The organism is Nonomuraea sp. NPDC049709 (assembly GCF_040674815.1).
Lineage (GTDB): Bacteria > Actinomycetota > Actinomycetes > Streptosporangiales > Streptosporangiaceae > Nonomuraea.
On the sequence record NZ_JBFANM010000024.1, the window covers coordinates 131,650 to 156,369 of the forward strand.

General features: G+C 70.6%; 22 protein-coding genes. 11 read left to right on the forward strand and 11 right to left on the reverse strand.

Annotated elements, in window-relative coordinates; genetic code table 11:
• The 7 genes from AB0J69_RS25095 to AB0J69_RS25125 all read right to left on the reverse strand — a co-directional run bounded on the left by AB0J69_RS25095 (position 1) and on the right by AB0J69_RS25125 (position 6,164).
• Positions 1 to 1,326, reverse strand: coding sequence for an MFS transporter (locus AB0J69_RS25095; protein ID WP_364121651.1), 1,326 nt, complete (start codon positions 1,324 to 1,326; stop codon positions 1 to 3).
• Between the two features lie 85 nt (positions 1,327 to 1,411).
• Positions 1,412 to 1,540, reverse strand: a complete 129-nt coding sequence (locus AB0J69_RS25100) for a hypothetical protein (RefSeq protein ID WP_364121654.1) — start codon at positions 1,538 to 1,540, stop codon at positions 1,412 to 1,414.
• Positions 1,541 to 1,647: 107 nt separating this feature from the next.
• Positions 1,648 to 2,763: a phytanoyl-CoA dioxygenase family protein gene (locus AB0J69_RS25105; RefSeq protein ID WP_364121657.1), complete on the reverse strand. Its 1,116-nt coding sequence runs from the start codon at positions 2,761 to 2,763 to the stop codon at positions 1,648 to 1,650.
• Positions 2,764 to 2,868: 105 nt separating this feature from the next.
• Positions 2,869 to 3,054, reverse strand: coding sequence for a hypothetical protein (locus tag AB0J69_RS25110; protein WP_364121659.1), 186 nt, complete (start codon positions 3,052 to 3,054; stop codon positions 2,869 to 2,871).
• A 571-nt stretch (positions 3,055 to 3,625) separates the two neighbouring features.
• Positions 3,626 to 3,877, reverse strand: coding sequence for a substrate-binding domain-containing protein (locus AB0J69_RS25115; RefSeq protein WP_364121660.1), 252 nt, complete (start codon positions 3,875 to 3,877; stop codon positions 3,626 to 3,628).
• A 286-nt stretch (positions 3,878 to 4,163) separates the two neighbouring features.
• Complete coding sequence (locus AB0J69_RS25120; RefSeq protein WP_364121662.1) at positions 4,164 to 5,375, reverse strand: MFS transporter; 1,212 nt, start codon at positions 5,373 to 5,375, stop codon at positions 4,164 to 4,166.
• Positions 5,376 to 5,537: 162 nt separating this feature from the next.
• Positions 5,538 to 6,164 carry a TetR/AcrR family transcriptional regulator gene (locus AB0J69_RS25125; protein ID WP_364121665.1) on the reverse strand — a complete coding sequence of 209 codons (627 nt, stop codon included), beginning with the start codon at positions 6,162 to 6,164 and terminating at the stop codon, positions 5,538 to 5,540.
• Between the two features lie 99 nt (positions 6,165 to 6,263).
• Between AB0J69_RS25125 and AB0J69_RS25130 the strand changes: the two genes are divergently transcribed.
• The gene (locus tag AB0J69_RS25130; protein WP_364121668.1) at positions 6,264 to 7,529 is read left to right on the forward strand and encodes an FAD-dependent oxidoreductase; all 1,266 of its coding nucleotides are present in this window, start codon (positions 6,264 to 6,266) and stop codon (positions 7,527 to 7,529) included.
• Complete coding sequence (locus AB0J69_RS25135; protein WP_364121671.1) at positions 7,526 to 9,076, forward strand: FAD-dependent monooxygenase; 1,551 nt, start codon at positions 7,526 to 7,528, stop codon at positions 9,074 to 9,076. The genes AB0J69_RS25130 and AB0J69_RS25135 overlap by 4 nt, the downstream gene beginning before the upstream one ends.
• A gap of 219 nt (positions 9,077 to 9,295) precedes the next feature.
• Here AB0J69_RS25135 and AB0J69_RS25140 read toward each other — a convergent pair whose 3' ends face one another.
• Both AB0J69_RS25140 and AB0J69_RS25145 read right to left on the reverse strand, forming a co-directional pair.
• Positions 9,296 to 10,483, reverse strand: a complete 1,188-nt coding sequence (locus AB0J69_RS25140) for a hypothetical protein (RefSeq protein ID WP_364121673.1) — start codon at positions 10,481 to 10,483, stop codon at positions 9,296 to 9,298.
• Positions 10,480 to 10,998 carry a sigma-70 family RNA polymerase sigma factor gene (locus AB0J69_RS25145; protein WP_364121676.1) on the reverse strand — a complete coding sequence of 173 codons (519 nt, stop codon included), beginning with the start codon at positions 10,996 to 10,998 and terminating at the stop codon, positions 10,480 to 10,482. Before AB0J69_RS25145 ends, AB0J69_RS25140 begins: the two co-directional genes overlap by 4 nt.
• Positions 10,999 to 11,317: 319 nt before the next feature.
• Here AB0J69_RS25145 and AB0J69_RS25150 point away from each other — a divergent pair, with 319 nt between their 5' ends.
• From AB0J69_RS25150 to AB0J69_RS25175, 6 genes are all read left to right on the forward strand, one after another.
• Complete coding sequence (locus AB0J69_RS25150; RefSeq protein ID WP_364121679.1) at positions 11,318 to 12,082, forward strand: alpha/beta hydrolase; 765 nt, start codon at positions 11,318 to 11,320, stop codon at positions 12,080 to 12,082.
• Positions 12,083 to 12,530: 448 nt separating this feature from the next.
• On the forward strand, positions 12,531 to 13,064 hold the full coding sequence (locus tag AB0J69_RS25155) for a 2,4'-dihydroxyacetophenone dioxygenase family protein (protein WP_364121682.1): 534 nt from the start codon (positions 12,531 to 12,533) through the stop codon (positions 13,062 to 13,064).
• 33 nt (positions 13,065 to 13,097) lie between these two features.
• On the forward strand, positions 13,098 to 14,345 hold the full coding sequence (locus tag AB0J69_RS25160; RefSeq protein ID WP_364121685.1) for an MFS transporter: 1,248 nt from the start codon (positions 13,098 to 13,100) through the stop codon (positions 14,343 to 14,345).
• Positions 14,342 to 14,944, forward strand: a complete 603-nt coding sequence (locus tag AB0J69_RS25165) for an alcohol dehydrogenase catalytic domain-containing protein (RefSeq protein ID WP_364121687.1) — start codon at positions 14,342 to 14,344, stop codon at positions 14,942 to 14,944. Before AB0J69_RS25160 ends, AB0J69_RS25165 begins: the two co-directional genes overlap by 4 nt.
• A gap of 482 nt (positions 14,945 to 15,426) precedes the next feature.
• Positions 15,427 to 17,316, forward strand: coding sequence for a glycoside hydrolase family 97 catalytic domain-containing protein (locus AB0J69_RS25170; RefSeq protein WP_364121690.1), 1,890 nt, complete (start codon positions 15,427 to 15,429; stop codon positions 17,314 to 17,316).
• A gap of 25 nt (positions 17,317 to 17,341) precedes the next feature.
• Positions 17,342 to 19,750, forward strand: a complete 2,409-nt coding sequence (locus AB0J69_RS25175) for a glycoside hydrolase N-terminal domain-containing protein (protein ID WP_364121693.1) — start codon at positions 17,342 to 17,344, stop codon at positions 19,748 to 19,750.
• A 249-nt stretch (positions 19,751 to 19,999) separates the two neighbouring features.
• Here the strand turns inward: AB0J69_RS25175 and AB0J69_RS25180 are convergent, their stop codons facing one another.
• Both AB0J69_RS25180 and AB0J69_RS25185 read right to left on the reverse strand, forming a co-directional pair.
• Positions 20,000 to 21,220: a cytochrome P450 gene (locus AB0J69_RS25180; RefSeq protein WP_364121695.1), complete on the reverse strand. Its 1,221-nt coding sequence runs from the start codon at positions 21,218 to 21,220 to the stop codon at positions 20,000 to 20,002.
• A 19-nt stretch (positions 21,221 to 21,239) separates the two neighbouring features.
• A complete protein-coding gene (locus tag AB0J69_RS25185; RefSeq protein ID WP_364121698.1) occupies positions 21,240 to 21,896 on the reverse strand; it encodes a DUF3159 domain-containing protein in 657 nt (218 codons plus the stop codon).
• Between the two features lie 150 nt (positions 21,897 to 22,046).
• On the opposite strand from AB0J69_RS25185, the gene AB0J69_RS25190 reads away from it, so the two are divergent.
• Genes AB0J69_RS25190 through AB0J69_RS25200 form a run of 3 tightly spaced genes read left to right on the forward strand, consistent with a single transcriptional unit; the run spans position 22,047 to position 24,520 of the window.
• Positions 22,047 to 22,784 carry a response regulator transcription factor gene (locus tag AB0J69_RS25190; protein ID WP_364121700.1) on the forward strand — a complete coding sequence of 246 codons (738 nt, stop codon included), beginning with the start codon at positions 22,047 to 22,049 and terminating at the stop codon, positions 22,782 to 22,784.
• Positions 22,785 to 22,789: 5 nt separating this feature from the next.
• Entirely contained in the window at positions 22,790 to 24,253 is a 1,464-nt protein-coding gene (locus tag AB0J69_RS25195) for a HAMP domain-containing sensor histidine kinase (RefSeq protein WP_364121703.1), read from the forward strand.
• An 18-nt stretch (positions 24,254 to 24,271) separates the two neighbouring features.
• Positions 24,272 to 24,520 (forward strand): hypothetical protein, encoded by a 249-nt coding sequence (locus AB0J69_RS25200; protein WP_364121705.1) that lies wholly within the window; start codon positions 24,272 to 24,274, stop codon positions 24,518 to 24,520.
• Positions 24,521 to 24,720 lie beyond the last annotated feature (200 nt).

The following is a 24,720-nucleotide window of genomic DNA, read 5'->3' on the forward strand; positions in this document are numbered from 1 at the left end:
TCAGAGCACCTCCCGTACCCTGCGCTGGGTCATCAGATAAACGGAGCCGAGGATGAAGGTCGCGGCGATGCACATCAGCGACACGCTCGCCGAGACCGACGTGGCCACCAGCCCGAACAGGAGCGGCGCGACCGGCATCGCGGCGCTGCTCAGCGAGGCGATCGAGGCGAAGACCCGGCCCCGCATCTCCTCGGGCACGACGCTCTGCACGTACGTGCTGACCGACACCGTCGCCATGCCCGCCGGCAACCCGACGAAGAACATGGCCAGCGGCGCCAGCCACGCCTCGGACCCGACACACATCACGAGGATCGCCAGTCCCTGGACGAAGAAGTTGCCGACGAAGACGAGCCCGCGCCTGCGGAGCAGAAAGGTGTGGGTGACGGTGAACATCCCGGCCACCCGGCCGACGCCGATCGCCGCCACGGCCACGCCGAAAAGCACGGTCCCGCCGTCCCCATACGAGAGCAGGAACCCAGGCACGATGAACACGATGCTGTACTGGGCGCCGTCGAGCGCGGGATAGACAAGGAACTGGGCGCGTAGCGCCGGTTCGGTCATGATGAAGCGCAGCCCTTCGCGGACGGCGGACAGGATGCCCTTCAGCGAACGCGACGGCTTGGCGGCCGTCGGGCGGAGCATCTCGCCGCCGGCCTTGACGCGGATTGCCACGATCAGAAGAGCCGCGATCCCGAAGGTGACGGCGTCGATCCCGAGCAGGGCCCAGAGCGGCACGACGGTCAGCGCCAGGCCCGTGATCGAGGGCCCGAGCACCGTCATCGTCGTCGCGCTGCCCAGCAGCAGCGCGTCCATGCGCGCGATGGTCGGCACGTGACCCCCGGCCAGCCGAGGCACGATGGTCTGCACGGCAGGCATGTAGAGCGTGCTCGGCACGGTCAGCAGGATGACACCGGCGAGCAGTCCCGGCAGGCCCAGCATGGAGGTGGCCAGAGTGGCCGCGATGGCACCGGTGATCGCCATGCGCACAAGGTCGGCGCCCAGCAGGAGCCCGAACCGGTTGACGCGGTCGACCAGGACGCCGCTGCACAGGCCGAAGATCGTGAGCGGCAGGGCCATCGCCATCCCGATGAGCGCGCCGTCGAACACATCCCCGAACTGCTGGGTCGCATGCCAGGGCACACCCACCTTGAAAAACTGGTCGCCGAGCGCGGACTGCGCCAGCGTCAGCCACAACAAGGCGAAGGGGACGTTGCGCAGCAGCTTGCGGTACGAGATTCCGCCCTGCCCGTCCAGGCTTTCCTGCCCTGTCTGCCCGGTGGCTTCCGAGCTGGGCTCGGCTCCGGATTTCTGCAAAGGCGATGTCATTCGCACGTCCTCGAGAGGGGTGGTGGAGAGAGACGGGGCCCGGACCGGCGCGGGTGGCCTGCCGGCCGCCCGCGCCGGCTCAGCGTCAGAGCGCCATGTAGTTGTACTCGGCCGAGAGCAACGTGCCGAACTCCTCGAGGAGCTGCTCCTCGTGGGTGGTCAGCGCGGCCTCGGTCGCGATCTCGGTCTTGGTGGTCAGAGTGCCCTCACCCATGTGCTTCTCCTTTGTTGTCAGGACTTTCCTTCATGCAACCGACACGGACCGGCTAGCACGGGGTGCCGGTGTCCTTGGCGGCGTCGCCCGGAGGGGCGACGCGTGCGTCAGGCCGAAGCCTCGTTCTCCCACTCGACACGGGCCCGCAGGTCCTCGAAGGCGACCTGCGGGTCGGCCTCCTCGGGGCCCGCGAACCGGCGGGCGCCCTCACCCGGGACCACGTCGGGCAGGATCTGCGGGAAGAGCGGCCCGCCGAACTTGTCACCCGGCCGCAGTCCGTGCCTCCAGAAGACGGGCAAGTTGCCCGTGGTCGGCGCGTACCGGGTATCGTCGCCCAGCCAACGCGTGGCGAGCGCCCGTCGGGTTCCCGTCTCGCTGGCGTTCCCCGTCGAGTAGTGCAGCGTCCGCAGGCTGAAGATCAGCGCGTCACCCGGCTCCACGTCCCAGCTCACGATCGGGAGCTCGTCGCGATGGGCTTCGATCGAGACCAGACCGGTCTGGCCGTTCGGCAGCGGCGCGCACGCCATCTCCTCCTCCAACCGGCGATGGACGCCGTGGAAGGCGGCCCGGATGACCGACCGCATCGTCACGGGCTGCTCGACCTGCGAAAGGTCCAGCCCCTCCGACGGCTTCCAGCCCAGTTTGTTCAGGGCGGCCTCGACCCGGTCGTCGCCGGTGGGCCCGGACAGGCGGGTCGCGCGGGCGGACTCCCACAGATGCGACCCGCGGACGAACTGCAGGGCACTGCTGTGAGCCGTGGCCTCGTCACAGGCCAGCCAGATGTTCATGGCCTGCCTTCCCGCGACCGGCCAGGCGATATCGTCCGTGTGCCAGTTCGTCGGGATCTCGCAGCCGGCGTCCTTTCTGAACATGTGGTCGCCGAGGAAGTTGACCCGCTCCGAGCGCATCACCTGGGCGGCGATTCTGGCCGCCGGGGATTGGTAGACGAACTCGCGGAAGGCATCACTGTACTTCCACATGAACAGGTCGCTGTACATGCGCCGGTCGGCGTTGGAGAGTATGCGGCCGTATGGAGTGGGCCTGGTGACCATGTCGTCGATCGCCTCCGCCACGTGGGTCACCCAGCGCTCCGGGAAGATCTTCCGGACGAGGACGACTCCGTCGCGTTCGTACGTGGCGATCTCCTCTTTGGTCAGAGCGCGAAGGGGAGCCTCCGCCGTCGCACCCACCGGCTGGAAATTCTGGGTGATCTGCGAAGTCATGACCTGTTTCCTTTCGTACTGAGGAATCGACCCTGAATTCGGGCAGCATGGAATGGCATGGCGGCGTGCTTTTTCGCGCATCGTCCCATGGCTGTGCGTGGGGTTTCAGGGACGTGCGACGAAGAAAAGCCGGGGTACCTGGTCGGGCTCGTTCACCGATTCACCGAGGCTATCGAGTTCTGCCGGCCAGGCGCTGCCGAATCCGGCGTGACGCAATTCGGCGATGATGTCCTCCGCGCTCCAGGCTCGGATGGTGGCGTGCTGCCTGAATTGCCGCCAGGGCGCGGACATGTCCTTCCGGTCGAAACCGGTGATGCTCGCGATCGCCGTACCGCTGCCCGGTGCCGCAGCACAGGTGGAGCAGGGTTCCGGACTCCCGCCCCGTGGCCGCCTGATAATATGCGCGCAGCGGTCCGGCAACCTGATGGGCAAAACGTGTGAAAAGCTCATTGTCAACCGGAGCGAATGTCTCGTCGTAGAACGATTCCATCACACCTCGCGTAGGCCGTCTGTACGCCCGCGTCCCGCCGGCCAGCTCGAAGACCCTCGAACGTCGTGGACGTTGCGGGCATTCTGGGCCGGCTTGACCGAGCGCTTTACTCGTGAACCAGTACGGACTTAACGGTCGTAACGCTACAATCGCTCGGTATACGCTCGGAATACGCTTGGCAGCGCTCGCTATTCGCTCGCTATGCGCTCGGTATATGCACAGGTATATCGGCTGATCACATCGGCACTGGCCGGGTGGTTAAACCCCGTTCTCCCTGCTTAGAACTCCGGCTGGCCGGTGGTGCCGTGCTTTCGCGTACCAAGAGCCGGCGCGTGGGGCCCCGTATCGCGCGGGGCTCGGCCCGTTCGGCCATCACCTGGAGCAGTTCGGTGGCGGTGAGGGTGCCGAGCGCGTACGTGTCAGGGCCGTGATCGGCGGGTGCGGCAGCGTGGTGAGGATGGAGGCGTCGAAGGACACGAGGGAGAGTTCGGCGGGGACGGAGTCCTCCCGCTCGGTGGCCACGCAGAGGCCCGCGGCGGCCGTGACGTCGCTGTCGTAGATACGTGCGTCGGCGTTGGCCTCGAGGCGCCCCTGTGTGGAGCACCTCGGCGCGGCCAGAGCCACTTGAAAGCCGAGAAACCCCAGCTCAGCGCGCCGAGCCAGGGTTCCCGTGCGGTGCGCCGCCAGGGACTCGAATCCCGGACCCGCTGATCAAGAAGTCACTAAGGGTCTTCGGAGAAATAACTCGTAGCATTCCGGGTTCACGCTCGATGGTCTGGTATGAGCGTGTCGGTAGAGATGCAGCGTGATCGTGCCCGCCGCCCGCTCCATGACCTCCACCACGCTCCCCGCCGGCGGCGGGAGCAGGCCCTCAACAGATCCCCGTGAGTTCCGGCGGTTCCAGGTTCGCTCAGCGTGGTGGCGCAGGCTCGGCGACCAAGCCCTCCGTCTCGACCGCTGCCCGGCGCCGTGCAAGGAGGAACAGCACGGAGGCCACCCCGCTGAGTACGCCGCAGACGAGCAGGGCTGCTCGGTAGCCGAGGGCATGGGAGATGCCGCCGGCGGCGATGCCGGACACGAGAGAGCCGGCCGTCGCGGTGTTGGCGAACAAGGTGGTGGCCCGGCCGGGGGCGGCCGGCAGCAGGTCCTGCATGTGGCTGATGCCCAGCGCGCCCACGACGGCGATGGCGACGCCTCGGGCGATGTGAATGAGCACCAGCGCCACGATGCCGGTGAACGCCGCCACGAGCGCGAAATACAGAACCATGAGCCCCATGCCGATCAGGATCACGCGGCCCCTGCTCCAGCGAGGGGGCAACAGCAGCAGGGCGAGCGCCGCGGGGATCTCCGCCGCCGCGCAGACGCTGAACATCAGTCCCACCGCGCCGGCCGAGCCGTGCAGCACCTGCGTGACGTACAGCGGTAATGCCACCGCGCCCGAGAACATCGCGACGTGGAACAGGGCGAAGCCGGCTATCGACAGGGCCACGGTCCGCGAGGTGAGCGGCCGGTCTGTGGCGGCCTCGACGGGCCGGGACGCCTGCGGCGGGTGGGCGTCGAGCCCGAGCACCGCCACGACCACGAGGCAGAATCCGCAGGCTGTGACCATGAGCAGCCAGGAGTAGCCGGCCCCGGCCACGAGCGCACCGCCCGCCAGGGGGCCGATCGCCCAGGCCAGCGACCACGCCGAGCGCAGGATGGGCGTGCCGCCGCCCGGCCTGGCCGTCGTCCCGTCCGTGTGGCTCTTGGCAAGCGCGAAGAGCTGCGGGAACACCGCACTGCCCGCGCCGAGCAGCACCACGCCGATGAGGAGCAGCAGCGGATACGACGTGGTCACCACGAGCAGCAGATAGCCCGTCCCCGCCAGCGAGGCGGCCAGCACCGCCGGCCACCGGCCGGGGCGGCGATCGTAGCGACGGCCGAGCCAGACGCTGGCAGCCATGCCGCTGACCGCCGTCAGGGAGATGAAGACGCCGATCTCGAGCACGGACAGCTGCAGGCGATCGGCGCCGAACAGCACGAGGTAGGGCCCGATCATGGACTCGGTGATGCCGAGCAGCATGACGGCGATCAGGAGAGCGATGAGCCGGCGGCGCGGTCCGGATGCAGGAGTTGACCCCATCCGCATCGCGCTACCCGCTGCCCCGCTCCCCTACGCATGCCCTCCTGGAGCCTGCGACGGCCTCGATGGTCATCTGGGATAGTCAGGCGAACCTGCCGGTGCGTGGGCGCCGGGTGCGTCGTGGCGGACGGCCCACGCACCCGTTCTTCATGCCGTACGCGCTCACGTTCGGCCCTCCGATCGACCGGGCTCGGTGAGCAGGGGCATGAGGACGGCGTCCACGATCCGGGACAGCTCCGCGGCCGCGGGTGGCTCGCCGGTGAGCAGGAACGTCTGGATGACCAGGGCGGGGCCGGTCCGGGCGATCAGCGGGAACTCCGCGTCGGCCTTGATCTCGCCGCGCGCGGCGGCTCGGTGCAGGATGGCCTCGACGAGGCGCAGCCGCGGTTCGACGATCCTGGCGCCGAACGCCTGCCTGAGCTCCGGCTCGCGGAGCAATTCCAGCATGACGTCGAGGCCGGGATGGGTCACCTCCCCGGCGAGAGCGTCGGACATGATCGTGAGCGCGGCGATCAGGTTGTCCCGGGCGGAGTCGGACGCGGTGATCTCGCGGGGTTCGGGCAATGCGTGGAGCAGGGCGTCGAGGACGAGATCCTTCTTGGACGGCCAGCGCCGGTAGAGGGCGGCCTTGCCGGTCTGCGCGCGTCGCGCCACGCCCTCCATCGTCAGGCCGTTGTAGCCGAGGGTGGCGAGCTCGCGCAGGGTCGCCTGGTAGATCGCCTGTTCCAGCACGGCGCCGCGGCGGCGGCTCTGTGTCGCTGTCTGCTCCCGGGTTCCGCTGTCGGCCATGCCCGTAATAGTAGACGCTTGCGTCTCCAATCTTGCGATGGCTACCCTGCTCCCAATGTAAGGAACGCTGACGTCTACTAAAGTGAAGGGTGATGCGGAGTGACCGGACCGACGACGACGGCAACGGTGTGCGTGGCCGGATGCGGCCCGGCCGGCGCCGTCCTGGGGCTGTTGCTGGCCCGGGCAGGGGTCGAGGTGGTGGTGCTGGAGAAGCACGCCGACTTCCTGCGCGACTTCCGCGGCGACACCGTCCACCCGTCCACACTCGACGTTCTGGACGAGCTGGGGCTGATCGACCGATTCCTGGCGTTGCCGCATCACAAGGTGTCGACAGTCGGGTTCGTCCGCGACGGCCGCCGGCTGGACGTGGCGGATTTCTCAACCCTTGGCCTGCGATATCCCTACATCGCGTTCGTTCCGCAGTGGGACCTGCTCCACCTGCTGACCTCCGAGGCGGCTCGCCATCCCCACTTCCGCCTGCTCATGCGGGCCGAGGCATACGACGTCGTGCGACAGGACGGGCGCGTCACCGGCGTGCGCTTCCGCGACCCGGACGGCGAGCACGAGGTGCGGGCCCACCTGACGGTGGCCGCCGACGGCCGGCACTCCGCGGTGCGCCGGGCGTCCGGCCTGCGTCCGCGCGAATTCGGCGCTCCGATGGACGTGCTGCAGTTCCGGATCTCCCGCCGCGCCACCGATCCGGACGAGGGCTACCACCTGCGCATGGTCGCGGGAAAGTCCGTCGCGGTGATCAACCGGGGCTCGTACTGGAACATCGCCTACATGATCCGCAAGGGCGGCCACGACGACCTGCGCAGAGCCGGGATCCAGGCACTGCGCGACGATGTCGCGAGCCTCGTCGGCTTTCTCGCCGACCGGGTCGACGAGGTGGCCGGCTTCGACGACACCCGGTTCCTGGAGGTCCGGCTCGACCGGCTGCGCCGCTGGCACACGCCGGGGCTGCTGCTGATCGGCGACGCCGCCCACGCCATGTCGCCGATCGCGGGGGTGGGCATCAACCTCGCGGTGCAGGACGCCGTCGCCGCTGCCAACCTCCTGACCGGGCACCTGCGACGGGCACAGGCGGAGGGTGAGCCGGTCCCCGACCGGGCGACCGCCGCCCTGCAGCGGCGCAGGTGGGCGCCCACCGTGGCGACCCAGGCGCTGCAGCGTAGCGCCCAGCGGTTCGGCATCGATCGCGCGCTCCACGCACAGGCCGAGCCGCCCGACTTCGGCGCGATCGCCCGGCTACCGTTCGTGCGGGCGCTGATGAGCCGCCTGCTCGGTGTGGGGGTCCGGCCCGAGCACGTACGCGTCCCGCCCATGCCGCCGCGCGGTCAGAGCGTTGAGGGACAGGGCCGATGAGGGACGGTGGCGCTGCCACGCGCACCCAGGTGCTCGTCGTCGGCGCGGGGCCCGCCGGGCTGGTGCTGGCCGCGGTGCTCGCCGACCACGACGTGGACGTCACGATCGTGGACGCCGGACCAGGGCCGGTCACCCACTCCCGCGCGGCCATCCTGCACGTGCGCACGCTTGAGCTGCTCGACCGGCTGGGCCTCGCCGATCGGGCGGTGGCGCAGGGGGTGCCGATGACCGGAGTCGAGATCTTCGAACGGGGACGCCGGGCAGGCGGCTTCTCTATCGCCGGGCCGTGGGCCCGCACGCCGTTCCCGTACGCGCTGGGCCTGGAACAGGACCGCACCGAACGGCTCCTGCTCGAGTGGCTGGCCGGACGCGGCCACGACGTCGCCTGGAACACCGAGCTCGTCGCCCTGGCCGAAGGCCCGGACGGGGCGCGGGCGACAGTGCGCAGGGCGACCGGGGAGCACGCCACCATCGAGGCCCGGTGGGTGGTGGGCGCCGACGGCGCCCGGAGCATGGTCAGGCACGCCCTCGGCCTCGCCTTCGCCGGCCGAACCTACGACCAGACCGGCCTGCTCGCCGACGTGGACCTCGCCTTCCCCGCCGGCTCCGGCCCGGGTGCGGGCACGCTGCGCCTCGATCTGACGCGTGACGGCTTCGTCGGCCTGTTCCGCCTGGCCGGCGGCCGGTACCGGCTCTTCGGGGCCGTCCCGCCCGGCCTCGCCCCGCCGGCCCGCCGCGCACCCGGCGCTCGGGGCGAGGTCTCCCACGAGCCCTACGGCGACGTGCCCCTCTCCCAGATCCAGGACTGGTTCGACACCTACTTCCGCCTTGACGCCCGGATCACCGCCGCCCCGTGGACCGCCCTGTTCCGGGTGCACAGCAGGATCGCCGGACGGTTCCGGGCCGGCGACGTCTTCCTCGTCGGCGACGCCGCGCACATCCACAGCCCGGCCGGCGGGCAGGGCATGAACCTGGCCGTCGGCGACGCGTTCAACCTCGGCTGGAAGCTCGCGCTGGTGGCGCGCGGGCAGGCGCACGAGCGGCTGCTCGACTCCTACGAGGCCGAGCGCCGTCCGGTCGCGGTGGCGGTGCTGCGCGGCTCCGACCGCGGCTTCGCGCTCGAGACCCTGCGGCACCCGGCCGCCCGCTGGATCAGGTCGCACCTCGCCGGTCGTCTCATCGGACCGCTGACGCGGCTGCCCGCGGCCCGGTCCGCCGTCTTCCGGCTGTTCTCGCAGACCTGGATCGGCTACCGGGGCAGCCCTGCCGTCGCCGGAACCTCCGGCAGGGGGCCGCGTCCCGGCGACCGGGCACCGTACGGCCGTGCCGGCTCCACGGGCGGCAGCCTGTTCGACGTCATCGGCGGCACCCGGCACCACGTGCTGCTGTTCGAGGGTCCCGAACCCGGCCCGGCGGCCGCACACCGGAAGCAGGTCGAGGACGTGCTCCGCCGCCACCCGATCGACGTACGCGTCCACACACCGTGCCCGCGGCGGAGACGGCGCTGCACGCGCTCTACGGCGCCCGCCGGCCTCGCCTGTTCCTGATCCGGCCCGACGGCCACATCGCGTACGCCGGGCCCCCCGACGAGATCGGCCGCTTCGCCGCCTACCTGGACTGCCTCTGAGCGTCAGCCCACCTTCGACACCTCGATCGCCGATTCTCGACCTCGACTCGATCGCCGTGCTCGGAGGACTGCGAGGACTGACAAGATCGTCATCATCGACAGCGGCTGTCTGCGCGTAACCCCGCCTTTGGATGCGTGATCAGGAGATGGCTCTCAGGTCGATCACCGTCTGCGTGTGATCGCCTGACTGGTACTGGAACAGGCCGTCGTGCGTGTACAGGGTCGGTGGGGCCGGGTCGCCGGCACGGGTGGGCGTGCGGAACAGCAGGCCAGTGCGCCCGGTGGCCACGTCGTGTACGGCGCTCGCCCCCCTGCCGTCGCGGTCTCGCTGGTGCATCAGAACGACATGATCGGCGTGCAACGGGCTGTGGGCGTCACCTGGCAGGGTACGCAGGCCCGTCCCGTCGCGCCGCCAGGCCTCCCGACCGTTGTGGCACCACGTCACCGCACAGGCCCGCCAGGAAGTGCGCCCAGCGGGTGGTCTGGCCTCCCTGAGTTCGCCGGTCAGAGCGTTCTTGAGCTGCTCCATCGGACGCCGTACCAGGACGTCCCTCGCCTGATCGGCCTGCGGCGAGCCCACCCAGGGCCAGATGGCCAGGTGGTAGCCGAGCGTTCCGAGCATGCGGATCGCCTTCCCGCCGCGCAGCGGCACCCGGTAGACACCGCCGTCCGACGGTGACCACACGGCCATGCCCTCCGCGATGACCAGGTCGATCCCCTCGAAGGTGTTCTGGCTGGAGCGGGCGGCCGTGGTGGAGGCGAGCCTGCGGGGGACGCCGCCCGCGAGCGGGACCGCCCAGACCTCGACCCTGTGGCCGCGGTGGGCCGACCATGCCACGTACCCGTCACCGGCCGCCACCGGCGCGTGCGCTATGTGGAGGTCCTTGAGCGGCGTGATCTGGGCGAACCCCCGCGTGCGGAGGTCGTAGGCCCAGATCCCATCAGGCCGGTTGCGAGTGAGTCCCCGACCCACGACGAGACGGTCGCCGGCGAAGGCGTCCGGTATGAACGTCCGCCCGCCGGGCGCCTTCTTCGGGATCTGGTGCACCGCCTGCGGCCACACCGTCGCGACGGGTGGAGCCAGCCCCCGGGGGGCGGCCGGCGTCGGACGCACCGCCGGGGCGGGCGCGGTGACCGTACGCGTGCCGGCCACGGTGACCAGCACCACGAGCACGAGGATCGCCGCCACCACCGCGGCCGGCGCCCACAACCTGATGGCGGAGGACCCTACGCGCGCTGCCGGCAACTCCCGGGGCCGGCCGTCGTCCTGCACGGCGTCGGCCCGGGCGGCCAGCGCGTCCCTGAGCCGCTCTTCGATACCGGTCATCGTGGGCCTCCCAGCTGGCGTGCCAGGCGATCCAGGGCCCGCGACGCGGTGGCGCGAACGGTGCTCTCCTTGACGCGTACGGCGCGCGCGATCTCGGCGTCGGACAGGTCGAGGTAGTACCGCAGGATGAGGACTTCGCGCTGGCGACGGGGCAGCCGGCCGAGCGCGGCGAGCATCTCCTGCCGCGACTCGCCGAGCACGGCCACCGTCTCCGCGGAGTCCGCCTCCTCGGCCGGCCGATCCAGCGTTGCCCTGGCGGCGACGCCGCGTCTGCGCAGCACCGAGCGTGCGGCGTTCAGCACACAGACGCGGATGTAGGCCAGTGTGAGTGCGTCCTGGTTCCTGCCGTGCAGCCTGGAGAAGACGTCCTGGACGATGTCCTCGGCGCTCTGCCGGTCCCCCACCAGCAGAGCGGCCAGCCGTACCAGGCCGAGCCAGTGCTCGCGGTACAGGTCGGCCAGGACCGCGGGGCCGCCGGGCGGGGCCGAGGCGCGTGCCACCGTTTCGCCGCTCATACCCTATGAACGCGCACCTGCCCCCATCCGCTGCGCGTGCGGGCTGACCGAGTCCCGCGAAGCACGCTGCCACGTCACCGCGGCAGACAACTTCCTCGACTGGCTCGACGGCGAAGGACTCGCCCTGGGCACCTTCCCCCTCCAGTTCGACGGCGACAACGCCTCCATCACGTTCGGCACCTCACAAGATCCGGATCCGGCCCGAGCAGGATGGGTGGAGCTCGTCCTGAATCGGGGCTCTTCTCCGAAACGGACGGGCTGTCCATGGGCCGTTGTTCAGCCGTGGGGGTTGTCGGTGCTGACTCCTACGATTCGCCTCATGCGTGAGTTCTTCATGGTGGGTGGGCGGAAGCTGTCGTATCTGGACTTCGGTGGTCCGGGGAGGCCGCTTCTGGCCCTGCACGGGCACTACAACGAGGCGTCAGCGTTCGCGTCGCTTGCAGGAGCGTTGGCGCCGCGGTGGCGGGTGATCGCGCTCGATCAGCGCGGTCACGGAGAATCCGACCGTGCCGCCAGTTACGCGCGAGACGACTACATAGCCGATGTCGTCGCCTTCCACCGGCATCTGGGAGTCGGACCGGTGCCCGTGCTGGGTCACTCACTGGGCGGGGTGAACGCCTACCAGTTCGCCGCCCGGCACCCGGACAAGGTCAGCAGGTTGATCGTGGAGGACATCGGCGCGGTCGTCGACTGCGACTGGTCGTTCACCACGCGCCTTCCCCTTTCCGCACCGTCCCGAGAGGCTCTGGTCGCGGCTCTGGGCGCGACGGCGCCTTATCTGGAATGCTCGTTCCGACAGCAGGGATCCGGCTGGGGGTTCTCCTTCGGAATCGATGACACCGTGACGTCTCAGAAGGCGCTCAACGGCGATCACTGGGGCGACTGGACAGCGGTGTCCTGCCCCACCCTGCTGGTCCACGGAACGGGGAGCGACGAGCTGGCGGCCGGTCACGCCCGGAACATGGTCGCCCGCCGCGGCCGGCGGGCCCGCCTGGTCGAGCTGGCGGCCGGTCACGTCGTGCATCACGATGCTCCGGAGCAGTTCGCCGCCGCGGTCACCGGCTTTCTGTCGGAGCCCTGCTGAGCTGTTGCGTTCAGGCTGCCAGGTCGGGGTCGTCGCGGCTGTGTGTGGCTGGGATTGCGAGGGTTGAGCCGCAGGCGATCCGGACGGGCGGGTGCTGAACGGTGGAGGGTCTCGCCTGAGCCGGTGCGGGTGCGGAAGACCGAGGCAGCGCCTCGGAGCGCATGGCGATGCCGCGCCGCCGGCAGCGACCACGCGACACCGGCCGGATAGGCGTTGCGGACAGCGTGCCGGAGATCCCAGGGTTCTACAGGGCGCTGTCGATGCGGTTGAGCAACCTCGATGCCGGCCTACCCGAACGTCGTGACCGTGCCGGGCGGGCGGGAGCCTGATGGTGCCCGTCGCCGGCGGATGTCCGGAATATGCAAGCGGCCAGGTCTTCCACGGGAAAGACGGCACCGGCCCCTCCAGGATTCACTTCCGGGAACAAGCGACGAAAGGGGCCGTTCACATGCCCGACATGCCTACCGGAGAGTTCTGGAAGGACCTCAAGCCGATCGAGAACTCCTTCCGCCCCGACGCTCTGCCCGAGGTCTACCTGTCCAAGGTGGCCACGGACGACGACCGCTACTACGTGCCGTTCACCGAGACTGTCGGCTCCCGACCGTTGTGGATCAACGTCAAGGACAACAGCTGGGCCGATATCCTGCGGGCCAAGGAGGCGGGGCTGGTCAACCGGCACTACCACCCGCACGAGGTGTTCGCGTACACGATCTCCGGCAAGTGGGGCTACCTGGAGCGGCCCTGGACGGCGACCGCGGGCGACTTCGTCTACGAGGCCCCGGGCGAGGGCCACACGCTGGTCGCCTACGACAGCGACGAGCCGATGAAGACGTTCTTCATCGTCAAGGGCCCGCTCATCTGGCTGGACGAGCACGGCGAGCCCGACGGCTTCTTCGACGTGCACGACTACATCAAGATGTGCCGCGAGCACTACGAGAAGGTCGGGATCGGCGCCGACTACGTCAGCTCCCTGTTCCGCTGAGCCGCGGCGCACCCCCCTTGAAGTGAGACCGTCATGACTGACACCACTGCGGCGCCGGACGCCCGCGCGGCCGACCGGTACGAGATCCGCCTGCTCGTCATCCTCTTCCTGTCCTTCGGGTTCGTCTTCTTCGACCGCCAGGCGCTGTCGTTCCTGACGCCGTACATGAACAAGGACTTCGGCCTGTCCAACGCCGAACTCGGCACCCTGTCCGGCGTGCTCGCGCTCACCTGGGCACTGGCCGGCATGTTCGCCGGCCGCCTGTCCGACGCGCTCGGCCGGCGCAAGCCGATTCTGATCGTGACCGTGGTGCTGTTCTCGTTGTTCTCCGCCTCGTCCGGGCTCATGGGCGGATTCGCCGGGCTGCTCGTGGCGCGGGCGCTGATGGGTACGGCCGAGGGCGCGGTGCTGCCGATGGCGCAGTCGCTGATGGTGGAGGCGTCCAGGGAGAGCCGCCGGGGCCTCAACATGGGCCTGCTGCAGGGCTCGTCGGCGGGACTGCTCGGCGGCATCCTGGCGCCGCTGGTCGTGGTGTGGATCGCGGAGACCTACGACTGGCGCGTCGCGTTCTACGTCACGATCATCCCTGGGCTGGTCATGGCCGCGCTCATCTGGAAGTTCGTGCGCGAGCGGTCTCCGCGAACGCCGGCCGAGGCACCCCGGGCGGCGGCGGTCAGGGTGCCGCTGGGTGAGGTGCTCAAGCTACGCAACATCGTCGTCTGCATGCTCATCGCCTGCTGCTACCTCACCTGGTTCGTCACCATCATCACCTTCACCCCGACCTACCTCACCGAGGTCAAGGGCTTCAGTCCCGGCACGATGAGCGGCGTCATGACCTGTTTGGGAGTGGCGTGGGTGTTGTGGGGATTCGTGACTCCGGCCATCTCCGACCGGATCGGACGCAAGGCGGCTCTGATCGGGTTCACGGCGCTGGCGGTGTGCTGCCCGCTCGCCGTGGTCTACGTCGAGGGCCCGGTGCTGCTCGGCGCGATCATGGTGGTCACCTACACCGGGCTCGGCTGCTTCACGCTGTTCATGGCCACGATCCCGGCCGAGACGGTACCGCGCGGCGCGCTGGCCACGGCGCTCGGATTGATCATGGGTGTGGGCGAGCTGGCCGGAGGCTTTCTCGGGCCGATGGTCGCGGGCCGGGCGGCCGACCAGTGGGGGCTGCAGGCCGCGATGTTCATCGCCGCGGGTGGCGCGCTGGTGGTGGTGGCGCTGTGCTTCGCGCTGAAGGAGACGGCTCCCGCCGTGCTGCGCCGCCGGGCGGCCGCATGAGGGCGGCACTCTGGTACGGCGCCAAGGACGTCCGTGTCGAGGACGTCCCGGTAACACCACCCGGCCCCGGCGAGGTGACGATCGAGGTGGCCTACTGCGGGATCTGCGGCAGTGACCTGCATGAATACGCGGACGGGCCGCACGCCGTCCCGGTGGGCGAGGCGCACCCGGAGTCCGGTGTGGCCGCTCCGCTCATCCTGGGGCACGAGTTCTGCGGCACCGTCACCGAGATCGGCAGCGCTGTCACCGGCCTCCTCCCAGGGGACCGGGTGGCGGTGGAGCCGCATTACCGGTGCGGTCGTTGCCCACGCTGTCGAGCGGGGCAGTACAACATCTGCGGGGTCATGGGCATCTCCGTACGGCATCTGGCGCGGATCTTCGAGTCGACCGGTAGGTCGCCGGCGCGGTACATCATGGAGCGGCGCCTGGTCCGGGCGCATCAGGAGCTCACCGGGCCCGGGGCGCGGCAGACCACGATCGCCGACGTCGCGCACCGGTGGGGCTTCTCCAGCCAGGCCCACTTCGCCCGCCTCTTCCGCGCCAGGTTCAGCCTCACCCCGAGCGAGGCCCGCGGGGAGACGACGAAGCCGATCGCGTAAAACGGAAGAGACGCCTCACGTAGCGCGAGCGGTGCGGGCAGGGTTCGCCCACACGAGGCGGGGGCGTGTCCCGGCATCCGGTCGCGCAGCGCCTGGGCCAGGTCGGCCGGCGAGCCGTCCCGCGCGATCGGCTCTCATGGACGAGATCCTCACCAGCACCCAGCCCACCAAAGCCTGAACCAAGCCGCCCCCGCCGCGTCCCGCCCCGGACCCGGTCACGGACCCCGAGCGAACCACCGACCCGGTCGCCGCCCCGGCGATGGCAGGCGTCGATGGCCGCCCGGAAGGCCGCCGTGCAGTCGGTCGTGCCGTCGCCCACGGCGCCGAACGCGGTGATGTCCCACTTCCGGTGGCATGGTGGCCGAATTCAAATCTTGACGAAGTTAATTCCATCCCAACCGGGGGAAATCGCTGGTCATTCGGAGACGTGCGGGTTACGATCCCCGGACACATCCGATGTATGTGGCCGTGCAGGAGGCGTCATGCCGTACGCTGCCGTGATCCGACCGACCGTTGCGCTGCTTCTGGCCCTCTGCCTCCCCGTCCTCCCGGGCCCGCCCGCGCGGGCCGCCGCCACCGGAGCCTGGACGATCTCCGGCCTGCCCGGCGGGCCGACCGCGAAGATCGCCCTCGATCCCCTGACCGGCGCGCTCACGCTGGCGGTCAGCCGTCGCGGCGCACAGGTGCTGGCTCCCAGCCCGGCCGGCATCGTCACCGAACGCGCCGACCTGTCCCAGGGATTGCGCTTCGTGCAGCGCCGGGACCGCGTGGTGGCCGAGCGGTACACCACCGCGGCGGGCAAGCGCCTGGAGCGGCGCGCCCTGATGCGGGAGAGCACGCTCTCCTTCGCGAACCCTGCGGGCGCCCGCCTGGATCTGGTCATCAGAGTGGCCCCCGACGGCGTGGCCTACCGCTACCGGCTGCCCGAGGACCAGGGCGCCGTACTGCGGGAGACCTCCGCGTTCGTCGTGGACCAGGGCGCCTCCGCCTGGCTGGCGCGGCACCGCCGCGACTACGAGAACCCGTTCCTGCCCTACACCGCCGCGGGCGCGCCCGCGGCCGAGTTCATGGTGCCGGCGCTGTTCGAGACCGGCGGTGGCCACCTGCTGATCACCGAGTCCGACCTGGACGGCCGCTACTCGGGTCCCAGGCTGACGCACGAGGCGGGCACCGGCACCTACCGCCTGCGGCTCTGGGACGAACGCGTGGAGGTCTCCGGCCCGCTGGACACGCCGTGGCGGGTGATGATCACGGGAGACCTCGCCACGGTCACGGAATCGACCCTGGTGGACGACCTCGCCCAGGACTCGAAGGTCCGCGACACCGCCTGGATCGAGCCCGGCCCGGTGTTGTGGACCTGGCTGGCGGGTGGCAGGGAGGCGGGCCAGAGCCTGGAGCGGCAGAAGGAGTTCGTCGACTACGCCGCCGCCCGCGGCTGGCCGTACGTGAAGGTGGACGCGGGCTGGTACTTCCTGAAGGACCAGTGGGACGTCACCGACCCCGACTGGCCGGCCACGAGCTGGATCCCGCAACTGGTCGCGTACGCGCGCGGCAAGGGCGTCGAGATCATGGTCTGGGTGCACTTCCGCGACCTGGACACGGCCGGAGAGCGCGACCTGTGGCTGCCCACCCTGCAGCGCTGGGGCGTGCGGGGCGTCAAGATCGACTTCATGGACGCCGAGTCGCAGGAGCGGCTGCGCTGGTACGACGAGATCCTCCCCGCCACCGCCGAGCACCGGCTGATGGTCAACTTCCACGGCTCGACCATCCCGAAAGGCGTCCAGCGCACCTGGCCACACGTGCTGACCATGGAGGGCGTGCACGGCGGCGAGAAGCGCACCCTCACCACGCAGCACCTGACCACCCTGCCCTTCACCAGGAACGTCGTCGGCTCCATGGACTACACACCGATGGCCTTCCACCGGGAGGGCCGGCCCACCTCCGACGCGCACGAGCTGGGCCTGGCGGTGACGTACGAGTCCGGCCTTCAGGACCTGGCGGGCACCGTGGAGTCCTACCAGGCCAGGCCCGAGGCGGAGCGGTTCCTCGAACAGCTCCCGGCGGTGTGGGACGACACGCGGATGCTGTCCGGGCGGCCCGGCGACCACGTGGTGCTGGCCAGGCGCGCCGGCGACCGCTGGTTCCTGGGCGCGGGGGTGTCGGGCGGGGCCCGCACGCTCGACGTCCCGCTGACCATGCTGCGGGGCCGGTGGCTGGTCGAGGTCGTACGCGACGGCCCGGCCGGGCTCGTACGCGAGAGCCACCGGATCGACGGCCCCCGCGACCGTCTCTCGGTGCCGGTGCCGGCCGAGGGCGGGTACGCGGCCATCGCCTGCCGCCGGCATCCAGGGACCACGACATGCGACCGCTAGACCTCCGATGTATAGGTGCGACGGAATGAACCGACGGTTACTCGCAGGCTCGATCACCATGTTCCTCGGCGCGGCGCTCGCTGTGGTCCCCGACCTCCCCGCCGTGGCCACCCCGGCCGGCGAGCCGTACACGCTGTGGTACGACGAGCCGGCGCCCGACACGGACCAGGGCTGGGAGACCAGGTCACTGCCGATCGGCAACGGCGCGATGGGCGCGACCGTGTTCGGCGGTGTCGCGGCCGAGCGGCTGCAGTTCAACGACAAGACCCTGTGGACCGGCGGCCCCGGGGTGCCCGACTACGCCTTCGGCAACTGGGACGCCCCTCGGCCGGGCGCGCTGGAGGGCATCAGGGAGCGGATCTGGAAGGAGGGCGGGATCCCGGCCACGGACGTCCTGGCCGCCCTCGGGCTGAAGTCCGACACGCCGCGGCACCGCCGGTTCGGGGCGTACCAGAGCTTCGGCGACGTCCGCCTCACCTTCCCCGGCCTGCCGGAACAGGCCGACGGCTATCGCAGGGAGCTGGCCGTGGCGCGTGGCGTGGCCGGCGTCTCGTTCACCGCCGGGGGTGTGCGGCACACCCGCGAGTATTTCGCCTCCGCGCCCGCCGGCGTGATCGTGGCCAGGCTCGCCACCGACCGCCCCGGCGGTGTCGGCTTCACGGCCAGGATCGCCGTGCCGGCCAACCGCTCGGCGACCGCCACCGCCGCGGGCGGCCGGGTGACCGTCAAGGGCAACCTGTCGAACAACGGCATGGCGTACGAGGCGCAGCTCCAGGTGCTCAACCAGGGCGGCACCAGGACGGACAACCCTGACGGGACCGTCACGGTGTCCGGGGCCGACTCGGCCGTGCTCATCCTCGGCACCGGCACGGACTACGCCCCCGACTACCCGACGTACAAGGGCAAGGATCCGCACGCCCGGCTCACCGCCCGCGTCGACGCGGGCGCCGCCAGGGGGTACGCGAAGCTGCTGGCGGCGCACCAGGCCGACCACCGCGCGTTGTTCGGCCGGGCGGGGCTCGACCTCGGCGGCGTCATGCCCGCGGTGCCCACCGACGACCTGCTCGCCGCGTACGGCAGCGGCGACGCGAGCGCCGACCGGGCCCTGGAGCAGCTCTTCTACCAGTACGGGCGCTACCTGCTGATCGCCTCCTCCCGCCCCGGCTCGCTGCCCGCCAACCTCCAGGGCGTCTGGAACGTCCTGGAGGCCCCGCCCTGGCAGTCGGACTACCACCTCAACATCAACCTGCAGATGAACTACTGGCCGGCCGAGGCGACCAACCTGGCCGAGCTGGCCGAACCCCTGCACACCTACGTCGACCGGCTGCGCGAGCCCGGCAGGGTCACCGCCCGGCAGATGTACGACGCCGGCGGCTGGGTCGCCCACCACGCCTCGAACATCTTCGGCCAGACCGGGGCCTGGGACCATCCCGCCTACTTCTTCCCCGAGTCGGGCGCCTGGCTGGCCGGCCAGCTCTACGACCACTACCGCTACACCCTGGACGAACCCTTCCTGAGGCGCACGGCGTACCCGGTCTTGAAGGAGACCGCGCGCTTCTGGCGCGACTTCCTCCAGACCGATCCGCGCGACGGCACGCTCGTCGCCGTTCCCAGCCGCTCGCCGGAGCTCGGGGCGTCGACCGCGGGCGCGTCGATGTCCCAGCAGATCCTCTGGCACCTGTTCACCGACCTGCGCGAGGCCGCCACCCGGCTCGGCGACCGGAAGGAGGCGGCCGCCGCCGCGAAGGTCCTCGACCGGCTCGACGCCGGGCTGCGCGTCGGCAAGTGGGGACAGCTCCAGGAGTGGAAGGAGGACATCGACGACCCGGCCGAGACCCACCGGCACGTCTCGCACCTGTTCTCCGTGCATCCCGGGCGGCAGGTCTCGCCGCGTACGACGCCGGAGCTGGCCGAGGCGGCGAAGGTGTCGCTCAACGCCCGCACCGACGCGGGCACCGGCTGGAGCAAGGCATGGAAGATCAACTTCTGGGCCCGGCTGCTCGACGGGGACCGCGCGCACAAGCTGCTGGCCGACCAGCTCAGGACGAGCACGCTGGCCAACCTCTGGGACACGCATCCTCCGTTCCAGATCGATGGCAACTTCGGCGCCACGTCGGGCATGACGGAGATGCTGCTGCAGAGCCACCTCGGCACGATCGACCTGCTGCCCGCCCTGCCGGGCGCCTGGCCGCAGGGCCGGGCGACGGGGCTGCGCGCCCGCGGGGCCCACACGCTCGACCTGGCGTGGAGCTCCGGACGGTTGTCGGAGGTGCGGCTGACCCCGGACGAGCGCGGCACGGTCAGGCTGCGCAGCGACACGTTCCGCGACGGGGCGCGGGTCGTCGACCGGCGCGACCGTCCGGTCGGCCACCGCGTCGAGGGGGACGTCCTGACGTTCTCCGCCAAGGCGGGTGAGACCTACCGGATCACCTGAGACCGCCGGGCGGCTACCTCCGGATCCCGGGGGTAGCCGTCCGGCCGGGGCGGACCGGCATCTTGGCGACGGTGTGGCGGACTCGGTCGACGATCTCCGTCTTCCCCGGCATCCGGTGTCCGTTGACCGTCAGCCACCGGTGCTCGCCCAGGAAGCGGGCGCTGCCAGAAGTCCCGCCTCGATGTTGCTCGGCCGCCCGGCGCCGGTGGCCTCGGCGTCGATGACGCCCTTCAAACGCCATCCTCTACGTCAACCGCAATCCACCTCCGTGTCCCAGGTCACGAGCAGTTCGCGGGGCCCGTAGACGAAACCGCTGTCCCGCATCGGAACGTCCCGCACCGGCACGGCCAGCCGCAGGCCCGGGAATCGTTCGAACAACGCTCCCAACGCGATGGTCAGCTCGATCCGGGCAAGCTGCTGCCCCAGGCACTGGTGGATGCCGTGGCCGAAGGCGAGATGCGCGCCGCGCGGCCGCCGCACGTCGAACGTGTCGGGGTCCCCGGCGAACCGGCCCGCCTCCCGGTTGGCCGACGCCAGGGCCGCGACCACGGTCGAACCCGCCTTGATCGTCCGGCCGCGGAGCTCGACGTCCTGCCGGGCGGTCCGGCGGAGGCCGAGGTGGACGATGGTCAGGTAGCGCAGCAGTTCCTCGACGGCGCCGTCGATCAGCTGAGGCTCGGCGCGCAGGGCGGCGAGCTGGTCGGGGTGGCTGAGCAGGCAAAGGGTGCTCAGCGCGATCATGTTGGCGGTGGTCTCGTGACCGGCGATCAGCAGCAGCATGCCCACGCCGGCCAGCTCGTCATCGGTCAGCTCCCCGGTGGTGACGAGGTCGCTGAGCAGGTCGTCGGTCGGCTCGGCTCGCTTGGCACGGACCAGCTCGTGGATGTACTGGTACATCGCGATCCTGGCCCGGGTGGCGTCCTCGGGAGGCGCGTCCATGTCCACGATCGTGGCCGAGTTAGCCTGGAAATCCGCGCGGTCGGCATAAGGGACGCCGAGCAGCTCGCAGATCATCAGAGACGGCACCGGCAGGGCGAACATCTGCACCAGGTCGGCCGGACCTCCGGTGCGGGCCATCTCGTCCAGCTGTTCGGCGACGTACTGCGTCACCTTTGGCGTCAGCTGCCGCATCCGGCGTACCGTGAACTTGCCGGTGAGCAGACGGCGGAAGCGAGTGTGCTCCGGGGCGTCCATCATGATGAACATCCCCGGGACATGGGCAGGCAGCGGAGAGTCGTCGGTGACGGTCTGGCCCGGCCGGGCCCGCCGGTGGCGGGCACTGAACCGGGGGTCCGTAAGGACGGCCCTGACCTCGTCGTATCCGCTGACGATGACTCCGGTCAGGCCGTCCGCCAGGATCATCGGGGCGACGGGATCGTGCTCGCGCAGCGCCCGATAACCCTCCGGCGGATCGAAAGGGCAGGTGCGCCGCACCGGCTGGGCGTCGGGGACGGGCTGGGTCTCAGTCATGATACGACTCCTCGGATCATCAGCTTTCGGGTACGGAGCAGGGTTCGTCGCCGCATCGGTGCGTGCCGACGGTCCGACGGTGGACCCGCCACCCCACCATCGCCGCGAGCGCGAACACGAACGGGCCGAAGACGTCGACCGTGCCCAGCGCGACGGCCTCATCGGCCAGGTACAGCGGCAGCCCGGCCGACGTCATGAGCAGCGGCGAGGCCAGCAGGACCAGGCTGCCCCGGGTGAAGCCCCGGCGACGGATGGGGCAACGCCGCCAGGCCATGCGGTCGCGGGTGAGCAGGCCGACGACCAGGCCCATCACGGGCCAGCCGGCCAGCAGCAGGATGATGCTGACCACGCCGATGGCGCCGTGCATCACCAGGTTGGGCAGGAAGAAGTCGGTGGCCTCCCCGCTGCGCAAGGCCAGCACGCCGCCCAGGGCGACGATGCCGAGCGCCCCGAGCGCCCGCCACGCGGACTCACGACGCACCAGGCGATATCCGCACGCCGCGATCCCAGCCGCCAGAGCGAGCGGCAGCGCGATCGCCACCTGGTGGCTGATCGCGAAGCCCACGGTGAAGCAGAAGATCGGCAGAACCTCGATCACCGCCCCGCGCACCTGCTCGGCCACGCCGGGCCGTGCAACGGCGGTGCGTCCGGTCTCGTCCTCCAGTGCAGAGCCCACGGTCACTCCTGTGTTCGGGCACCTCAGCTGTCCGCACACCACCCAACCCGGCCGTCCTGACTCGGCCCGGTCCCCAAGCTGACCGTTGCCTGACAACGGCGCGCTCCCAGGTCGGCGAAGCTCATCTCGCCACGCGATACCGTGGTCTTGATGGCAGGAACCACCGCTTCGGCCGCTGCGTCGTTGCCCCGCGGAGCCGGGCAGCGGGTGCTGGTCGTCGACGACGACCCCAGAATGGCCGAGTTGCTGGAGACGACCCTGCACCTGGCCGGATACACCGTGGCGACCGCCGATCGCGGAGCCGAGGCGCTGCGCGCGCACGCGACGGCGTCCCCGGAGGCACCAGACCTGTTGATCTTGGACGTCATGCTGCCCGACATGGACGGGTTCACGGTGTGCCGGATGCTGGCCGAACGCGGCGCCCGGGTGCCCACTCTGTTGCTGACCGCCCGCGACGGGATCGAGGACCGGGTCACCGGGCTGGCGCTGGGCGCCGACGACTACCTGACCAAGCCGTTCAGCATTCCCGAGCTCCTGGCCCGGGTGCACGCGCTGCTGCGCCGGGCCGGGCGGCCCGGCGAGCCCGATCGGGTGCTGCGGTTCGCCGACCTGACGCTCGACGAGGGCAGCCTGCGCGTACGCCGGGCGGGCCGGCTCATCTCGTTGTCGCCAACCGAGTGGAAGCTACTTCACTACCTGATGCTCAACGCCGACCAGGTGGTGTCGAAGGACCAGATCGTGGACCGCGTGTGGCACGGCCCGTTCGACCACAGTGTGGTGGAGAAGCTGGTGTCCCGGCTGCGCGCGAAGGTCGACGCCCAGCCTCCGGCGTTGATCCACACCATCCGTGGCTTCGGATACAGCCTGCGGCTGCCCGCAGGGCAATGACAGACATGCTCATGCTCTGGGCTTGGCGAGATTCCCTGCGTGCCCGGCTGATGGTCTGCGTCATCCTGCTCGCGGCGCTGGGCATGGGGACGGTCAGCGTTGCGTCCCTGGCTGTGCTGCGCATCTACCTGAGCAACGTGGCGGACGCCAACCTCGCCGGTTTCCGCGACGCCATGGTCCACCGAGTGGCTGCCCAGCCGGCTCCCGTCTCCCAGGACAGCCTCAGTTTCCTGCCCGCCGAGGGCACCTACGTCGCGCTGCTCGACAGCAGCGGCCGCGTCATCGCCGACACCTCGCCACGGGACCCGGCCGGACGACCGATCGCGCCACCTGACCTGCCCTCTCCCGTCCCGCCCGGATACGCCGCCGACATCACCGGCGTCGCCGCCGCCGGCTCCCCCGCGACCCGGTACCGGGCCCTCGTCTTCGCCGTCGGTGCGGGCGCCGCAATCCAGCTCCGACCCGACACCCCGGCGACGCCGTTCAGCAGGGTGGTGATCGCCGAAAGCCTCGGCCCGTCCGAGCGCGTCCTGTTCTGGCTACTGGTCGCCGACACTGTGACCACGATCGCCGCGCTCGCCGGGATCGCGCTGCTGAGCCGGGGCGTCCTGCGCGTGGGGCTACGCCCGCTGCGGGACATGGCCACCACCGCGACCGCGATCGCCGCGGGCGACGTACACCAGCGCATCGGGGTCAGCCCGCACCACGCGGAAATCGACGAAGTCGGCGACGCGCTCAACCGCGCGTTCGACGCCCGGCAGCGCGCGGAGGAACGGCTGCGCCAGTTCGTCGCCGACGCCTCGCACGAGCTGCGCACCCCGCTCGCCACCATCCGCGGCTGGGCCCAGCTCCACCTGCACGGCCTCGCCCACGACCCCGAGCTCGTCGAACGCGCCATGCTGCGCATCGAGGGCGAGGCCGCCCGCATGCACGGCCTGGTCGAGGAACTGCTGCTCCTGGCCCGGCTCGACCAGGGCAGCCCGCACTCCACCGCCCCGGTCGACCTGGGCAAGCTCGCCACCGCCGTCGTCACCGACACCCGGAACCTGGCTCCGGACAGGACCATCGCCCTGCACACGGCCGACCCGGCGATCGTGGACGGCGATGCGGACCGGTTGCTCCGCGTCCTGCACAACCTGCTGAACAACGCCCTTCAGCACACCCCGGCCGGCACCCCCGTCGCCGTCACCGTCCGGCGCCGAGGCAGCCGGGTCGAACTGAGCGTCACCGACCGCGGTCCGGGCATGCCCGCCGACGTGGCCGGCAAGATCTTCGAACGGTTCTACCGCGGCGACGGCTCCCGCAGCCCCGAGAGCGGCGGCACCGGGCTCGGCCTGAGCATCGTCCGCTCGATCGTCGAAGCCCACGCCGGCACGGTCACCGTGCGCACCTCTCCCGGCGAAGGCGCCGTCTTCACCGTCCTCCTGCCCGCCGGCGATCAGATGCTCACCCTCGAGGCCGGCAAGTAGCCGCCGATCGGAATCGAGATGCCCGGCGGTCAAGGGCAACCGGTGGCGCTGGCCAGGGATTTCCTGCGCGGCCACGCCGACTTCGTGATCCTCGACGAGCCCGGCTCGGGCCTGGACCCGGAGATGGAGCACGAGGTGCACATGCCCATGCGCCGCTACCGGGGCGACCGGACGAGCCTGCTGATCTCCCACCGGCTCCACGCGGTACGCGAAGCGCGCGTGCTCGCTGTGCCGGCCGACGGTGGATCGCGAGCAGGGCGACCATGAGTCCCTCCCGCGGTTGCCCGACCTGCCCTAACGGCAATGCCGGGAAGTTAAGGGCTTGGGGCTGCTGTCAACCGATGTTCGGTGAGGACGTTGATGGTGGTGTTTGCGCGGTGGTTGGTGCGGTCGACTTGTCCTTTGGCTCGGTGTTTGGAGATCGCGCGTTTGACGATGCGAGGGCTGATGCGTTCGCGGCGTTGTGG

Bases quoted from the DNA above. Each gene is read 5' to 3' on its own strand.
- AB0J69_RS25175 (WP_364121693.1), top strand. From the start codon at position 17,342: ATGAACCGACGGTTACTCGCAGGCTCGATCACCATGTTCCTCGGCGCG.
- AB0J69_RS25160 (WP_364121685.1), top strand. From the start codon at position 13,098: ATGACTGACACCACTGCGGCGCCGGACGCCCGCGCGGCCGACCGGTAC.
- AB0J69_RS25170 (WP_364121690.1), top strand. From the start codon at position 15,427: ATGCCGTACGCTGCCGTGATCCGACCGACCGTTGCGCTGCTTCTGGCC.
- AB0J69_RS25120 (WP_364121662.1), bottom strand. From the start codon at position 5,375: ATGGGGTCAACTCCTGCATCCGGACCGCGCCGCCGGCTCATCGCTCTC.
- AB0J69_RS25105 (WP_364121657.1), bottom strand. From the start codon at position 2,763: ATGACTTCGCAGATCACCCAGAATTTCCAGCCGGTGGGTGCGACGGCG.
- AB0J69_RS25125 (WP_364121665.1), bottom strand. From the start codon at position 6,164: ATGGCCGACAGCGGAACCCGGGAGCAGACAGCGACACAGAGCCGCCGC.
- AB0J69_RS25110 (WP_364121659.1), bottom strand. From the start codon at position 3,054: ATGTCCGCGCCCTGGCGGCAATTCAGGCAGCACGCCACCATCCGAGCC.
- AB0J69_RS25190 (WP_364121700.1), top strand. From the start codon at position 22,047: ATGGCAGGAACCACCGCTTCGGCCGCTGCGTCGTTGCCCCGCGGAGCC.
- AB0J69_RS25100 (WP_364121654.1), bottom strand. From the start codon at position 1,540: ATGGGTGAGGGCACTCTGACCACCAAGACCGAGATCGCGACCGAGGCC.
- AB0J69_RS25140 (WP_364121673.1), bottom strand. From the start codon at position 10,483: ATGACCGGTATCGAAGAGCGGCTCAGGGACGCGCTGGCCGCCCGGGCC.
- AB0J69_RS25200 (WP_364121705.1), top strand. From the start codon at position 24,272: ATGCCCGGCGGTCAAGGGCAACCGGTGGCGCTGGCCAGGGATTTCCTG.
- AB0J69_RS25165 (WP_364121687.1), top strand. From the start codon at position 14,342: ATGAGGGCGGCACTCTGGTACGGCGCCAAGGACGTCCGTGTCGAGGAC.
- AB0J69_RS25180 (WP_364121695.1), bottom strand. From the start codon at position 21,220: ATGACTGAGACCCAGCCCGTCCCCGACGCCCAGCCGGTGCGGCGCACC.
- AB0J69_RS25135 (WP_364121671.1), top strand. From the start codon at position 7,526: ATGAGGGACGGTGGCGCTGCCACGCGCACCCAGGTGCTCGTCGTCGGC.
- AB0J69_RS25150 (WP_364121679.1), top strand. From the start codon at position 11,318: ATGCGTGAGTTCTTCATGGTGGGTGGGCGGAAGCTGTCGTATCTGGAC.
- AB0J69_RS25095 (WP_364121651.1), bottom strand. From the start codon at position 1,326: ATGACATCGCCTTTGCAGAAATCCGGAGCCGAGCCCAGCTCGGAAGCC.
- AB0J69_RS25145 (WP_364121676.1), bottom strand. From the start codon at position 10,998: ATGAGCGGCGAAACGGTGGCACGCGCCTCGGCCCCGCCCGGCGGCCCC.
- AB0J69_RS25155 (WP_364121682.1), top strand. From the start codon at position 12,531: ATGCCCGACATGCCTACCGGAGAGTTCTGGAAGGACCTCAAGCCGATC.
- AB0J69_RS25195 (WP_364121703.1), top strand. From the start codon at position 22,790: ATGCTCATGCTCTGGGCTTGGCGAGATTCCCTGCGTGCCCGGCTGATG.